Origin of the sequence: Cohnella algarum, from assembly GCF_016937515.1 — a bacterium.
Lineage (GTDB): Bacteria > Bacillota > Bacilli > Paenibacillales > Paenibacillaceae > Cohnella > Cohnella algarum.
The window spans coordinates 1,297,841-1,311,355 of the sequence record NZ_JAFHKM010000002.1 but is presented as its reverse complement, the minus strand read 5'-3'; the positions used below and the strand labels follow the sequence as shown (position 1 = coordinate 1,311,355).

At 58.3% G+C, this 13,515-nt stretch carries 14 protein-coding genes; 12 read left to right on the top strand and 2 right to left on the bottom strand.

All coding sequences use genetic code 11. The features are described 5' to 3' along the window. Nucleotides 1-45 precede the first annotated feature (45 nt). The gene (locus JW799_RS05895) at nt 46-300 is read left to right on the top strand and encodes a hypothetical protein (protein WP_205429039.1); all 255 of its coding nucleotides are present in this window, start codon (nt 46-48) and stop codon (nt 298-300) included. Here JW799_RS05895 and JW799_RS28350 read toward each other — a convergent pair. Then, the gene (locus tag JW799_RS28350; protein WP_240353161.1) at nt 290-1,540 is read right to left on the bottom strand and encodes an ATP-binding protein; all 1,251 of its coding nucleotides are present in this window, start codon (nt 1,538-1,540) and stop codon (nt 290-292) included. The genes JW799_RS05895 and JW799_RS28350 overlap by 11 nt on opposite strands. Continuing rightward, nucleotides 1,537-2,592, bottom strand: a complete 1,056-nt coding sequence (locus JW799_RS28345) for a hypothetical protein (RefSeq protein WP_240353160.1) — start codon at nt 2,590-2,592, stop codon at nt 1,537-1,539. The genes JW799_RS28350 and JW799_RS28345 overlap by 4 nt, the downstream gene beginning before the upstream one ends. A 346-nt stretch (nt 2,593-2,938) precedes the next feature. On the opposite strand from JW799_RS28345, the gene JW799_RS05885 reads away from it, so the two are divergent. The 11 genes from JW799_RS05885 (at nt 2,939) to tnpC (ending at nt 13,415) form a co-directional block, all read left to right on the top strand. Next, nucleotides 2,939-3,952, top strand: a complete 1,014-nt coding sequence (locus tag JW799_RS05885) for an ABC transporter substrate-binding protein (RefSeq protein WP_205429038.1) — start codon at nt 2,939-2,941, stop codon at nt 3,950-3,952. A gap of 23 nt (nt 3,953-3,975) precedes the next feature. Next, nucleotides 3,976-4,785 (top strand): ABC transporter ATP-binding protein, encoded by an 810-nt coding sequence (locus JW799_RS05880; RefSeq protein WP_205429036.1) that lies wholly within the window; start codon nt 3,976-3,978, stop codon nt 4,783-4,785. Next, nucleotides 4,782-5,537 carry an ABC transporter permease gene (locus JW799_RS05875; RefSeq protein ID WP_205429034.1) on the top strand — a complete coding sequence of 252 codons (756 nt, stop codon included), beginning with the start codon at nt 4,782-4,784 and terminating at the stop codon, nt 5,535-5,537. Before JW799_RS05880 ends, JW799_RS05875 begins: the two co-directional genes overlap by 4 nt. Then, on the top strand, nt 5,534-6,613 hold the full coding sequence (gene atzD, locus JW799_RS05870) for a cyanuric acid amidohydrolase (protein ID WP_205429033.1): 1,080 nt from the start codon (nt 5,534-5,536) through the stop codon (nt 6,611-6,613). The genes JW799_RS05875 and atzD overlap by 4 nt, the downstream gene beginning before the upstream one ends. Nucleotides 6,614-6,694: 81 nt before the next feature. Further along, nucleotides 6,695-7,138: a cupin domain-containing protein gene (locus tag JW799_RS05865; RefSeq protein ID WP_080832720.1), complete on the top strand. Its 444-nt coding sequence runs from the start codon at nt 6,695-6,697 to the stop codon at nt 7,136-7,138. Between the two features lie 22 nt (nt 7,139-7,160). Next, nucleotides 7,161-8,789: a PucR family transcriptional regulator gene (locus JW799_RS05860; protein WP_338026226.1), complete on the top strand. Its 1,629-nt coding sequence runs from the start codon at nt 7,161-7,163 to the stop codon at nt 8,787-8,789. 322 nt (nt 8,790-9,111) lie between these two features. Continuing rightward, the gene (locus tag JW799_RS05855) at nt 9,112-9,741 is read left to right on the top strand and encodes an NAD(P)-dependent oxidoreductase (RefSeq protein WP_205429032.1); all 630 of its coding nucleotides are present in this window, start codon (nt 9,112-9,114) and stop codon (nt 9,739-9,741) included. Nucleotides 9,742-10,080: 339 nt separating this feature from the next. Then, nucleotides 10,081-10,908, top strand: a complete 828-nt coding sequence (locus tag JW799_RS05850; protein WP_080832717.1) for a class I SAM-dependent methyltransferase — start codon at nt 10,081-10,083, stop codon at nt 10,906-10,908. Between the two features lie 194 nt (nt 10,909-11,102). After that, on the top strand, nt 11,103-11,423 hold the full coding sequence (tnpA, locus tag JW799_RS05845; RefSeq protein ID WP_080836822.1) for an IS66 family insertion sequence element accessory protein TnpA: 321 nt from the start codon (nt 11,103-11,105) through the stop codon (nt 11,421-11,423). Beyond that, on the top strand, nt 11,417-11,770 hold the full coding sequence (tnpB, locus tag JW799_RS05840) for an IS66 family insertion sequence element accessory protein TnpB (protein WP_028598474.1): 354 nt from the start codon (nt 11,417-11,419) through the stop codon (nt 11,768-11,770). Before tnpA ends, tnpB begins: the two co-directional genes overlap by 7 nt. A 70-nt stretch (nt 11,771-11,840) precedes the next feature. Continuing rightward, a complete protein-coding gene (gene tnpC / locus JW799_RS05835; RefSeq protein WP_205429031.1) occupies nt 11,841-13,415 on the top strand; it encodes an IS66 family transposase in 1,575 nt (524 codons plus the stop codon). Nucleotides 13,416-13,515: the final 100 nt, after the last annotated feature.

Below are 13,515 nucleotides of genomic sequence, written 5' to 3'. Positions count from 1 at the left end.
CATCGTGCGGCAAATTCCGAACTTGGCCCCATTTTGCTGCGAGGCATGCCGCGTCTTGCGTTCGGCGCGACCTTCCGGACCCCGGAGGAGACCGCGCGGATTTTCGCTCCGGACACGCCGATCGCCATCGCGGAGAACGATTGCCTGATCGTCGCGGGGCAAAGCCTGCTGAACGCCTTCGACCGGCTCGAGGTCGCCGAATACAGCGCCAAAGCGGTCATTGCCGCGGAATCGCTGGGCACGATCATGGCGATCGACGATGAACGGATTCGGGAAATCGAAGCCGCATTCAAGCTGTAGCGAAGTCGGGACTGTCCGAATCGTCGCGGGAAGGGAGGCGGATTTCCACGGTCGTCCCTTCTCCCGGAGCGCTGCGGAAATCGATCGTTCCTTTATGGTTGGCGATGATCTGCTGGGAAACCATGACGCCGAGGCCGTTGCCTGTCGGCTTGGTCGAATAGAACGGTTCTCCCAGCCGGGACAGCGTTTCCTCCGGAATGCCGCACCCGTTGTCGCAAACGCGGAGCAGAAGGCCTCCGCTATCCTCCAACGTCTCCGCCTCGATTCGCAAAGTGCCTCCGTCCGGCATCGCTTCGATGCCGTTTTTGATCACGTTTACGAATACCTGCTTCAACTGGTTGATCGCGCACTTTACCTTCGGCAGGTTTGCCGGAATATTCGTGACGATCCGAACGTTGCTGATGCGGGCCTGGGATTCCAGCAGCAGCGAAATGTCCCCCAAAATATCGGCCACGTTCGCCATTTCCATAACGGACGCTTGCGGCTTGGCGAGGAAGAGCAGCTCGCTGACGATGTAGTTGATCCGGTCCAGCTCCGACAGCATGACGTCCAGGTAAACCCCGGGCAAGGAGCCCTTCTTTTGCTGCAGCTGCACGAACCCGATGAGCGTCGTAAGCGGATTGCGGATTTCGTGCGCGATGCCTGCGGCAAGCTGGCCGACGACGGACAGCTTTTCCGACCTGCGCAGCATTTCCTCCGTTTGCTTCCGGTTCGTAATGTTGCGGGAGATGGTGGCGATCGCGACAATCTCCCCCTGTTCGTTCCGGATCGAAGACACCGTAATGCTCAGGTCGATCGGGGTGCCGTCCTTCGCATAGCGCACCGTTTCGCGGTCGGTAACCGCTCCCCCCTCCAGAACGGTTCGCCGAATGTCCTCCCAATCCCGAACCTGGTCCGGAGGAATATTGTCGAGCGGCCGTCCCAGCACCTCGGCCTCGCTCCAGCCGTACATCCCCTCGAAAGCATGATTGACCTGCGTCACGCGTCCCTGCAAATCGGCGACGTGAATCGCGTCCGACGTGTGATTGACCAGCGATTCGAGATATTGCTTCGTATCGCTTAGTTCGGCGGCGGTGTTTTTGAGGCCGGACATGTAATACTGCAAGTTGTCCTCCATCGTATTGACGCGCGACGCGAGCAGGCCGAGCTCGTCCTTGCTGCGTACGGACAGCTTTTGCCCGAAGATGCCGCCCGCGATCTCGTTGACCTTGGTCACGATCCGATGAAGCGAACGAATCATAACCCCGACAACAGGTAGCTGGCGACGATCGAAAGCGCGATCAGCGCGACGGAGATCAGCGTCAGGATCAGCATCTGCCGATTGAGGGTCTCGTCGATCGAATTCCGGTTGAACGTCACTCCGTATACGTAGGTTTTATCCCCTTGAATCGGGATGAAGCTGCGGATGACGTTCGTGCCGTTCAGGCGGTCCGGCACCGTTACCATCTCGCCGGTCCTCGCGGCTTGGCCGACAAGGGCCGCGTCTTTTTCCGTCTGGTTGACATAGCTGTACGTGCCGAAAACGATGTCCCGGACGTCCAGGTTGCGCACAGGCTGGCCTTGCTTGTATTTAATGATCGGCGGTTTGCCGAAAAATTCGGGGTCGAAGCCGGTGATTTCCAACAAATCGGGGTTGCTGTCCAGCAATTTTTGGACGATGGAGTCCGTGCCGAGGTCCCTCTCGAAATTGACGAATACTTCCGCGTGAATGAAGGGGTTGATCATATAATCGGTCGTTCCGTCGTAATAGTATCCCCATTTGTTGATGCGTTCCGGATCGGAGCTGGCAAAGTTGATCGGCCCGGACCAGAAACGGTCCAGCTTCTGCCCTTGCGGAATCGTCACGTTCCCCTGTTCGAAAAGCTGGACGAACGCGTCGTACCAGTAATCCATGTTTTTGGAACTGAGCCCGATTTCCTTCGGGTCGGACGATCGGACGACGACGATGTCGTCCTCCGTTTTTCGCCAAAGCGTAATGTGATCGACGCCCAGCTCCCGGCTTAGCTCGGCCAATTGATCGTTCTCGACATGGCGATATTCCGGGCCGAGGCGGTTCGCTGCCGCGATTGCCGCGATGCGGAGCCGTTCCCCCAGCGTTTCTTCGATAAGTCTGCGCGATTGCTGCATCGCTTCCATCGTCGCCCCGACCTGCCTGGCGACGGCGTTCATTTGATTTTCCGCATCCCGCTGCATCTGGTTTTTGGTGGAGTAGTAGTAGAGCCAAATATTCAACATTAAAATAACGGCGATCAATATCGAAATGAACAGGGCGAGCTTTGACCTGATCGTCATAAAAGGAGCCTCCTGAACGTGTGCCTGTCCTCTCATTAGACAACGGCCCGGCGTTCCTGTCAATTGTTGTCGAATGGTGGAGGAAGGGCTTGGGGGCGGGCGTTCGAATGGGGGCGGAGACGGGGTTGAATACTTTACATGACAGGTTGCGAAGTTGGGGAGGAGTCGGCGAAAATATACCTCAAAATGTAAGGTTTATTGAGATTTTTGAAGTGTTTTGTATTTATAAACAAAGAAATAGGATTTATATTTGGAGTTTTTATAATATAATCGAGAAATCATTGTGATATAATGTAACACATCTCAAAAGAGCACACACCGGGAACAACGGAGGAGAGTGGATACGATGCGCAAATGGAAATCGATGTTCGTGTTGTTGATGGCGGTCATGCTCGTCGCCGCCGCTTGCGGAAAGTCGGATTCCGATGCCGGCGCGGACGGCGCGGCGGGAACGGACGCGGGGGAAAAAGAGCTGAAAAAAGTCGTGCTTCGCCTGAAATGGATCAACCAGGCCCAGTTCGCCGGGTTTTATATCGCCAAGGAAAAGGGATATTACGAGGAAGCGGGGCTGGACGTCGAAATTCGTCCGGGCGGTTCGGACTTCCCGTCGGTGCAAATGGTGTCGTCCGGCAGCGAGGACTTCGGCGTCACCGGCGCCGACCAGATTTTGCTGTCCCGCGAGAAGGGCGCGCCGGTCGTCGCTTTGTCGGTCATTTATCGTTCCTCTCCTTTCGTCCTGTTTACGTTGAAAGAATCGGGTCTTGCGACGATGGAAGACCTGGTCGGCCAAAAAATCGGCGTCAAGCTCGGCGGGAACGAGGAGCTTACGTATCGCGCCATGGCGCAAAAGGCGGGCATCGAAGACGGAGCCATCGAGGAAATGCCGGTCAAATTCGATCTGAGCCCGCTGCTGACGGGGCAAGTCAAAGCATGGCCGGGCTACGTCATCAACGAAGTGATCGCCGCGCAGGAGCAGGGGCATGAAGTCAACGTGATCGCGCCGTCCGACTACGGCATCGATTTTTACGCGGATACGCTGTTTACGACCGAAAAAATGATCGAAAACGATCCGGAGACGGTCAAAGGCTTCGTGCAGGCTTCGATGAAGGGCTGGCAGTACGCGATCGACCATCCGGACGAAGCGGCCGAAGTGACGGTCAAATACGGCGACGGCCTCAATCTGGAGCATGAAACCGCGATGATGAACGCCAGCATTCCGCTGCTTGAAGCGGACAAAGCGCCGCTGGGCCAAATGGAAGAGTCCGAATGGAGCGCGCTGCAAACGAGCCTGCTGGACGTCGGCTTCTTGAAAGAAGAGCAGGACTTGCCAGCCGCCTTTACGAACGAGTTCATTCAATAAAAGCCAGAAAGAGGGTGCAGGCCATGACGACACTCGGCTTGGCGGAAACGGAAAAGAGCGGGGGCCCGGACGCGGCTTCCCGGAAGCCGGCCATATCCATCCGCGATTGTTCGCTTACGTTCGGCGACGTCCGGGTGCTGAATCGCGTGGAGCTCGATATTTTCCAAGGGGAATTTCTTTCGATCCTGGGGCCGAGCGGCTGCGGCAAATCGACGCTGCTCCGGCTGCTGCTCGGGCTGCTCAAGCCGGACGCCGGCGGGAAGATCGTTCATCACGGCAATCCGGACGAGATCGGCATCGTGTTTCAAAAACCGGTGCTCATGCCCTGGCTGACCGCGATTCAGAACATCGAGGTTCCGCTCAGCATCGGCCCGATGGCGAAAATGGGCAAGGCCGAACGCCGGGCGAAGGCGGAACAGGCGCTGGAGCTGGTCGGGCTGGCCGATTTCCGCCGGCACTTCCCGGGACAGCTCAGCGGAGGGATGCAGCAGCGGATCGCCATCGCCCGGGCGCTGGCGGCGGAGCCTTCGGTGCTGCTCATGGACGAACCGTTCGGCGCGCTCGACGAATTCACGCGGGAAAAGCTTAATTTCGAGCTGCTCCGCCTGTGGAAAAATCCGGACAGCAGTCTGCAGACCGTCGTCATGGTGACGCACTCGATTCAGGAATCCGTGATCATGTCCGACCGGATCGTGATGATGTCCAAACGCCCGGCGCGGGTGGAAGACATCCTTGCCGTTCCGCTTTCGCATCCGCGCGAAGTGGAAATGGAAGAGCTGCCGGAATTCATCCAGACGGTCAAAGAATTGAGAAAGCGGGTCAAGGATCAATGAGCGCAAAAGCGAAAGACATCATGTATCCCGTCGTCTACGCTCTCGGCCTTCTTATTCTGTGGGAAGCCGCGGTTTTGATTTTCGATTTGCCGCTGTATTTACTGCCGGCGCCGAGCGATGTCGTGCAGGTGATTGGCGCCGATCTGCTGAGCAACATGGGGGTGACGATGTTCGAGGCTTTGCTCGGCTTTCTGCTCGCCAACGTTCTCGGCTTCGTGACGGCCGTCATTTTCGTCCATTCGCGTCCGGTTGAAAAGGGGATGTTCCCGCTGGCGATCGCGCTTAAGACGACGCCGGTCGTCGCGCTCGCTCCGCTGCTCGTCATCTGGCTCGGCACGGGATATTGGTCCAAGGTCGCCGCTTCGATGATCATTTGCTTTTTCCCTATTCTGGTCAACAGCGTCAAAGGGCTGAAAGCGGTGGAGCACGAAGCCTGGGAGCTCTTCACCGCATACAAGGGCAGCCGCTGGGAAATTTTCTGGAAGCTGCGCCTGCCGAACAGTCTGCCTTACGTCATGTCCGCGCTCAAAATTTCCAGCTCGCTCGCCATCGTCGGCGCGATCGTCGGCGAATTCGTCGGTGCAAGCAAAGGGCTCGGCTACATGGTGCTGGTGTCGTCCTACCATCTGGACACGCCGGTCATGTTCTCGGCGATCGCCGCGGCAGCCGTTTGCGGGCTCATCCTGTTCGGGATTCTGTCCTGGCTCGAGAAAAAATTGATTTTCTGGCAAAAGGTGGATGAAGCGGCATGAACATATCCGTCGTTAAAGTACCGATCGCTTCGCCGGACGATACGTCCGAACTGAAACGGTTGATCGATCAAGGGGACATCGTCCCCTCGCGGGTGATCGCCGTGCTCGGCAAAACGGAGGGCAACGGCTGCGTCAACGATTTTACCCGCGGATATGCGGTTCGGACGCTAAAGAGCTTCTTCTCCGGCTACGTAGGGGAGGAAGCGGCGGGCAGCATTTCCTATATCATGTCGGGCGGCACCGAGGGCGTGCTGGCGCCGCATCATACGGTCATCAGCCGGTCCGTTCGCTCCGCCGGGGAAGAGGCCGCGGCGGACGGAACGAAATCGCTGGCGGTCGGCGTCGTTCACACCCGGGATTTTCGGCCCGAGGAGCTCGGGCGCGAGGCGCAAATCCGCGAGGTGGCGAGCGCGGTGCGGAAAGCGATGGCCGACGCGCGAATCGCGGATGCCGCGGACGTGCATTTCGTGCAGATCAAATGTCCGCTGCTGACGGCCGCGGGCATGCTGGACGCGCGAAGCCGCGGCGTCGAGCCGATCGTCGACGATACGTACAAATCGATGGGCTATTCCCGCGGCGCCTCCGCGCTCGGGGCGGCGATCGCGCTCGGCGAGCTCGGCGAAGGGGAGGTCGGGGAAGCCGACGTCTGCGCGGACTGGAGCAAATACAGCGGCGTCGCTTCGACATCGGCCGGCAGCGAGCTGGCCTGCTGCGAAGTGATCGTGTTCGGCAATTCCGCCGAGGCGGCCGGAGACTTGTATATGAGCCACGGCGTCATGAAGGACGCGATCGACGGGGCTTCGCTGCTGTCGCTGCTGCGGGAGAACGCGTCGGCCGAGGTCGTGCAGGTGCTCGCGAAGGCCGAAGCCGATCCGTCGGGCTTGATCCGCGGCCGGCGGCATACGATGCTGAACGACTCGGACATCAACCATACCCGCCATGCCCGCGCGGCGGTGGGGGCGGTGCTGGCCTCCCTGTGCGGCGACCCGATGATTTACGTGTCCGGCGGAGCCGAGCATCAGGGGCCGCCGGGCGGCGGGCCGGTCGCGGTCATTTTCAGGCGAAACACGAACTGAAGGTCTTCTTGCTTTTATGGCGCATAGCGCTTTTTCCATTCATCATGCATCATCCATCATCCGAACGGGGAGACGACGAACATGAACCAGACGCAAACGGCCGAAACGAAGGTACTCGAAAACAAGGACATGACATGGGAATTGATGCCCAATCACGTGCATCTGTACCATAAAGAAATTTGCAGCGCGGCGGACGCGGATGCGCTGGGGATCCGGTCCAGCTCGATTTTGTGGGAGAAAATCGGCGTCGGCGGAGCCGTGCTTCCCCACTTTCACGATGTGGCGGAAATCATCCACGTGACGGCCGGCAAAGTGAAGCTGCTGTGCAACGGGACGTGGAAGGATTACGGGGCGGGAGACACGTTTCTCGTGCCGGCGGGGGTCGTCCATTCCGTCGCGAACGCCGGCGATGCGCCGAGCGAGCAGATCAGCATCTTTCTGCCGGTCGAGCCGAACGTTCCGGCGAACTCCTTCTTCAACACCGAAATCGTCAGTTCGGACTATCCGAAGCCGGACGGCGCATGATTAACGAAAACCTGACGTTTACGTGCCGGGACCTCCTGCTCATCCCCATCTGCAGCACGCCGTCGTGCTGGCCGGGCATAAAGGGATGGATCGCGCGATCAACCGCGTGAACGTCATGGAGGTGCCGGACGTCATCGACTGGGTCCGCTCCGGCGAATTTCTGGTCACAAGCGGATTTCCGTTTCGCGACCGGCCGGAGCAGATCGCCGATATGATTCCCCAGCTCGCCGAGCGGGGGGTCGCGGCTCTCGGCATCAAAACGAAGCGTTATATCGACCGGATTCCGGAGCGGGTGCTGGGGATGGCGGAACAGTTCGACTTTCCGATCATCGAGCTCCCGCTTTCGACGTCGTTTTCGGACGTCGTCCGCGAAGTGATGGAACGGGTGCTCGTGCAGGAGGCGAGACAGCTTTCGCTGCTCCAGAACCGGTTTCAAAAAATGTCGGAGCAGCTGCTGTACGGCGGCGGCATCGACGATTTTTTGCGCGAGCTGGACGAAATGCTGCACAATCCGGTCGTGCTGCTGGACGGGGCGAACGAACTTTATTTTTCGCCGCGTGCGGCCGGACTGTTCCCGTGGCGGAGCGATTCGCCGGAGTGGGCGCGGCTGTGCCAGGAGATTCAGCTGGGCGTCAATTACATGACCGTCGGTTCGCGCAAGATCCGGGTTTACATTTCCGCCGCGGACAGCCGTTCGGACGCCTGCAGCCTGCTGCTGCTCGAATGGAATCAGGAGCTGAGCATGGCCGACCGGTTGACGCTCGATCGCGTCGGGGTTCTTGTCAGCCTGGAAATGGCCAACCTGCATGCGCGGCGCGAGGTCGAGTATAAATACGTCGACCAGTTTTTGAGCGATTGGTTGACCGGGCGAATCGTGGCCGTTCAGGATTTGATGTCGAGGGCCGAAGCGTGCGGCTGCAAAATCGCGGACGGACAAAGCTACAGCGCGATCGCCGTCCGGTGGCTGGATCGGACCGTGGACGTTCGACAGCTGCAAAAAGCCGCGAAGCAATTCCGCCGGACGGTGCCGGAGCGGGAAGGCCTTTACGTCACGCTGCTGGACGGGCAGCTGGTGTTCCTTGCGGCCCGAGAGAAAGGGGCGAAGCTGCAGGGGCAGTTGGACCGGATCGTCCGCGAACTGGAGGCCGGCTTTCATACGGAGCTGAAATCGGAACTGTCGCTCTGCGTCGGCGATTCGGTCGAACGTCCGGAGGAGGTGTACCGAAGCTGCGACCAGGCGCGCAAAATCCATTACATCAGCTCCGTTTGCGGCATTCGCGATCCGCAAATCCGTTATAAGCAGCTGGGCGTCTACCAGCTGTTGTACCTGCTTCCCGAATCGGAGGAAATCAAGGAATTCATGGACCGCATCGTGGAGCCGCTTATCGAGTACGACCGCAAGCACCATACGCTGCTGGTCAAAACGTTGAAGTGCTATTTTCGCAATAACGAAAATGCCAGGCTAACCGCGGAAGCGATGTTCGCGCACTACAACACGATCATGTACCGGCTGGAGCGAGCGTACGAGCTGCTGGAGCTGAGCGCCGACAACAGCAAGGATCGGCTTCAGCTTCATATCGGCATGATGCTGCATGAAATGCGAAATCGCGACGCCGCGGACGACGGCGGCCATCCGCAGGCATCTCTCTGAAGCGGATAAGCGTCCCGCAAGCCCGAATCGCCCGTCGGTTTGGGTTGCGGGATTTTTTTCGTTCCGGGGGCATTGATGGACGGGCATGGTTGGCCAAGTCTACGGCCGGCGGCTCGTTCATTGAAAAAAACCTGCACCATTGCAGGATTCATCGCGATCGGGCGGTAAGAGTAAGCTCAAGAACGCTGCTCAAGCTTTCAAGAATCGTTCTTTTTCAAAATTGTTATCTCCGGTTGACATCCCTCTCATATGTAACTATTATGGTTACAGGTTAGTTGTTTACGAATGAAAAAACAATTTCACTGGCGGAGGTAGAACTCTCATGAAAATCGCAGTTATCGGAGCCAACGGCAAAGCGGGCAGCCGCATTCTGGAGGAAGCGGCAAGCCGCGGGCACGAGGTGACCGCGTTTGTCCGCGATGCTTCGAAAGCGCCGTCCCGCGCGTCCGCCGTCGTGGTAAAGGATGTGCTGGACTTGAAGGCGGCCGATGTGGCGGGATATGATGTTGTCGTGAGCGCTTACGGGGTGTTCGACAATGTCGATCTGCACGCCGATGTGACGAACGTGCTGATCGACGCCCTGAAAGGCACGGACGCGCGCTTGATCATGGTCGGCGGCGCCGGCAGCCTGTTCGTCGATCCGGAAAAAACGCAGCGCGTCGTCGACACGCCGGATTTTCCGGAAATGTTCAAGCCGCTCGCCCGGGCGCAAGGCAAAGCTTTGAGCATTCTCGAGGCGTCCAACGGCGTCAAATGGACGTTCTTGAGCCCGTCGGCGGAAATCGCTTTGGGCAAGAGAACGGGTTCCTATTTGAAAGGCAAGGACCATTTGCTGGTCAACTCGCAGGGCAAGAGCTACGTAAGCTACGAAGATTACGCGGTGGCGGTCGTGGACGAGATCGAAAATCCGCAGCACGTCAACGAACGCTTCACGGTAGCTTCGGAAAGCTGATCGACGGGGCAGGCTTTGGGCGGAGGTGACTCAACTCCACCCGCCATGCGCATGCGAACGCACTCAATTGAGTAGAAATTACTCATCTGGACCGGCTGTATGCGTGAGGCCGCACTCGCTTGAGTAACCATTACTCATCTGGACCGAACGTGCGCAAATGTCCGTACTCACTTGAGTAACCATTACTCATCTCGGCCATGATCGCACTCCTGAGCGCTGCTAACAATCATGATCCTCGGGAGTTGTGCCATCCTAAGGACGCCGTCAGGCCTCTTTCTTGTGTATAATAGAGGAAAAGATCGGATGGCCGCCGAGCCGCCCCAAGACAGGAGGAGTCGGATGATTCCGGAAGGCAATTTGAAAAGCAATGTCGATCGGTTTAACGGCTACGGAAGCTTGTATGACGCCCATCGCCCGCAAGCGCCGGCCCAAGTCGTAAATCTGCTTACCGGCTACCTGGGCGGCAGACCGTCGCTTGTCGTCGATATCGGCTGCGGAACCGGACTGTCCACCTTTGTATGGACGGATGCGGCCGACCGGATCGTCGGGGTCGAACCGAACGAGGACATGATCGCCAAGGCGAGGGAGAAGCAAGCGCTGCTGAGCGCGGATGCCGCAAGCCGGATTTCGTTTGTTCGCGGGTATTCGAACCGGCTGGATATCGCTTCCGAATCGGCGGAGATCGTCACCTGCTCGCAATCGTTTCATTGGATGGATCCCGACAGCACGTTAAAGGAAATCGGCCGCGTGCTGCGCCCGGGCGGCGTGTTCGCCGCTTACGATTGCGATTGGCCGCCCCAGGCCGGCTGGGAAGCGGAGAGCGGCTACGGGAAGCTGATCCGGCTGGCGGACGAAACGATCGCGAGGCGGGTGCCGGAAGCGGAACGAGCGGTGAAGCGGGACAAGGAGCAGCATCTGGCGAACTTGAAGGCAAGCGGGCAGTTTCGATTTGCGAAAGAAGCGGTGTTTCACAACGTGGAACGGTGCGACGCCGACCGTTATATCGGACTTGCGCTCAGCCAGGGCGGGGTACAAACGGCGCTCAAGCTTGGGGCGACGGAGCTGGAAGGTGAGATTCAAGCGTTCAAGACCAAGGTTGAAAACTATTTCCAAGGACGAACGCTGGACGTCATGTTCGGGTACCGGATGCGGCTTGGGGTTAAATGAGAACCGGGGACGTCCGAAGAACGGGCAGTCCGAGTCTGGCCGCTGGAATAACCCGTTTGGCAGTCGAGAAGGGGACAGGAAGAACCGCATAACGGGCGAGCGGCAAAAAGTAAGCGTCAAACTCTCCCCACCTTCGTTCCTTGCAATAACCGTGAGATAATCCTCCTCATAGTCCAATTGGGGGAGGATTTTTTATGGCCAGAGAAGACGTACAGAAGAAATGGGAAGAACGAATTGCCGCTTTCCGTTCCAGTGGAGAAAAAGCAGCAAGATGGTGCAAAGCCAATCAGGTGGATCGTCGCGGGCTCTATACATGGATGAAGAGACTAAGCGGTTCATCCCCTGCTGCTGTCAAGTCAGCCACCTTCGTCAAAGCTCATATTACTCCCGAGCCGGAAGCCACACCTTCGGCTTGCCTTCGCATCCGAATCGGCGCAGCCGTCATCGAGGTTGACGCCGGGTTCAATCCCGCTTTGCTCCGCGACGTGGTGCAGGCTTTGGAGGTCATATGCTGAGCGAATTAACCAGCCGTCAGGTATTTCTGGCTTGTGGCAGCACGGATTTACGTAAATCCATCGACGGATTGGCTGCTCTTGTCCAAGAGGGGCTCGGACTGAATCCATTCTCTCCATGCTTGTTCGTCTTTTGCAACCGCGAGCGGAACAAGTTAAAGATCTTGTATTGGGAGCACAACGGTTTCTGGCTGTTCTACCGCCGGCTCGAGCGCGGCACGTTCCAGTGGCCCAGGGATCACAGCGATCCGGTCACGGTCACGACCCGCGAGCTCCGCTGGCTGCTGGACGGACTTTCGCTCAGCCAGCGGCAGGCTCACCCGAAAGTGACCGCCGCTACGGTCATTTAGCAATCTATTCCTTGCTTAATTCGACATATGTTATGGCAGGCGTTGCCCCATCCGTGCCGAAGTATACCATATGGAAAATCGAGCGGAATCGCCTCAGATCGAAGAGCTTCGGCAACAAAATGCGAAGCTGGAACAACAAAATATCGAGCTATCGGCCAAGCTCAAGTGGTACGAGGAACAGTTCCGTCTGGCGCAGCAAAAGCGCTTCGGCACTTCCAGCGAGAAGACGAATCCGGACCAGATGGAGCTGAATCTGTTCAACGAAGCCGAAGTGCTGGCCACACCAGCCGGACAAGAGCCACCTACAGAGAAGATCACGTACGAGCGCCGCAAACAGACGGGCAAGCGTGAAGACGACTTCTCCGACCTGCCGGTAGAGACCGTCGTGTACAAACTCGAGGAAGGCGAACAGTCCTGTGCTTGCTGCGGCGGCTCGCTGCATGAGATGACGACTGAGATGCGCAGCGAGATCGCGCTGGTGCCCCCGCAGGTCAAGGTCATGCGGCATATTCGTCAAGTCTATGCTTGCCGCCACTGCGAGCGTCATGAGATCCAGACACCCATCGTCACGGCGCCCATGCCGAGGCCCGTCTATCCCGGAAGCTTGGCTTCGCCGTCCAGCATGGCCTACGTCATGACGCAGAAATATGTGGATGGCTTGCCCCTGTACCGGCAAGAGCAGCAGTTCGCGCGTCTTGGCTATACGTTGTCTCGCCAGACGATGGCGAACTGGATGATGTATGGTGCGGAGCAATGGCTGTCTCCGCTGTTTGCTGCCATGAAGGCGTATCTGCTGCGGCAAGAAGTGCTGCATGCCGACGAGACGACGCTTCAGGTGCTGCGCGAAGAAGGCAAGTCCGCGGAAGCGACGTCCTACCTGTGGCTATATCGGACCGGACGTGATGTGCCGCCGGCAATACTCTACGAATACCAACGGACGCGGGGCAGCGAACATCCGCGCAACTTCCTGTCCGGATTCAAAGGCTATTTGCATGTGGATGGGTACCCTGGGTACCACAAGGTGGCAGACGTGAAGCTCGTCGGTTGTTGGGCACATGCCCGGCGCAAGTACGACGAGGCGCTGAAGGCAGGGCCGCCGGAGATGAGGAAGCTGGGAACCGTTGCAGGACAGGGCCTGGCTTACTGTAACCAGCTGTATGCAATTGAACGGGACCTTGCCGAAGTCTCCGCTGAAGAGCGACAGGCGAAGAGGCAGGAGCAAAGCCTGCCGGTGCTTAACGCCTATCATGGATGGCTGAAGGAGCAACGGTCCAAAACCTTGCCGAAGAGCCTGTCCGGTCAAGCGATCGCCTACAGCTTGAATCAGTGGGATAAGCTTACTGCGTTCCTGTCAGATGGGCGGCTGGAGCTCGACAACAATCGGAGCGAGCGGTCGATCAAACCGTTCGTGATCGGGCGCAAAAACTGGCTGTTCGCCAACACGCCTCGCGGCGCGAAGGCTAGCGCGGTAATCTACAGCGTGATCGAATCGGCCAAGGAGAATGGTCTGCACCCGTTCAACTACTTAAAGTACCTCTTCGAGCAGTTGCCGCAAATCTCTGGACCGCTCGATGCCGACGCGCTCGAACCCTTCATGCCATGGTCGCACGAGCTACCGGCTGAGTGCCGATTAAGTAAAAAGTAACTACAGATTAGTCGAACTGAGCTCCCGCCGCTAGGTGGGGGCTATTTGACGCTTACGGCAAAAAAGAAAGGACCGCAGGAGGCTTTTGCGAATGAAGCCT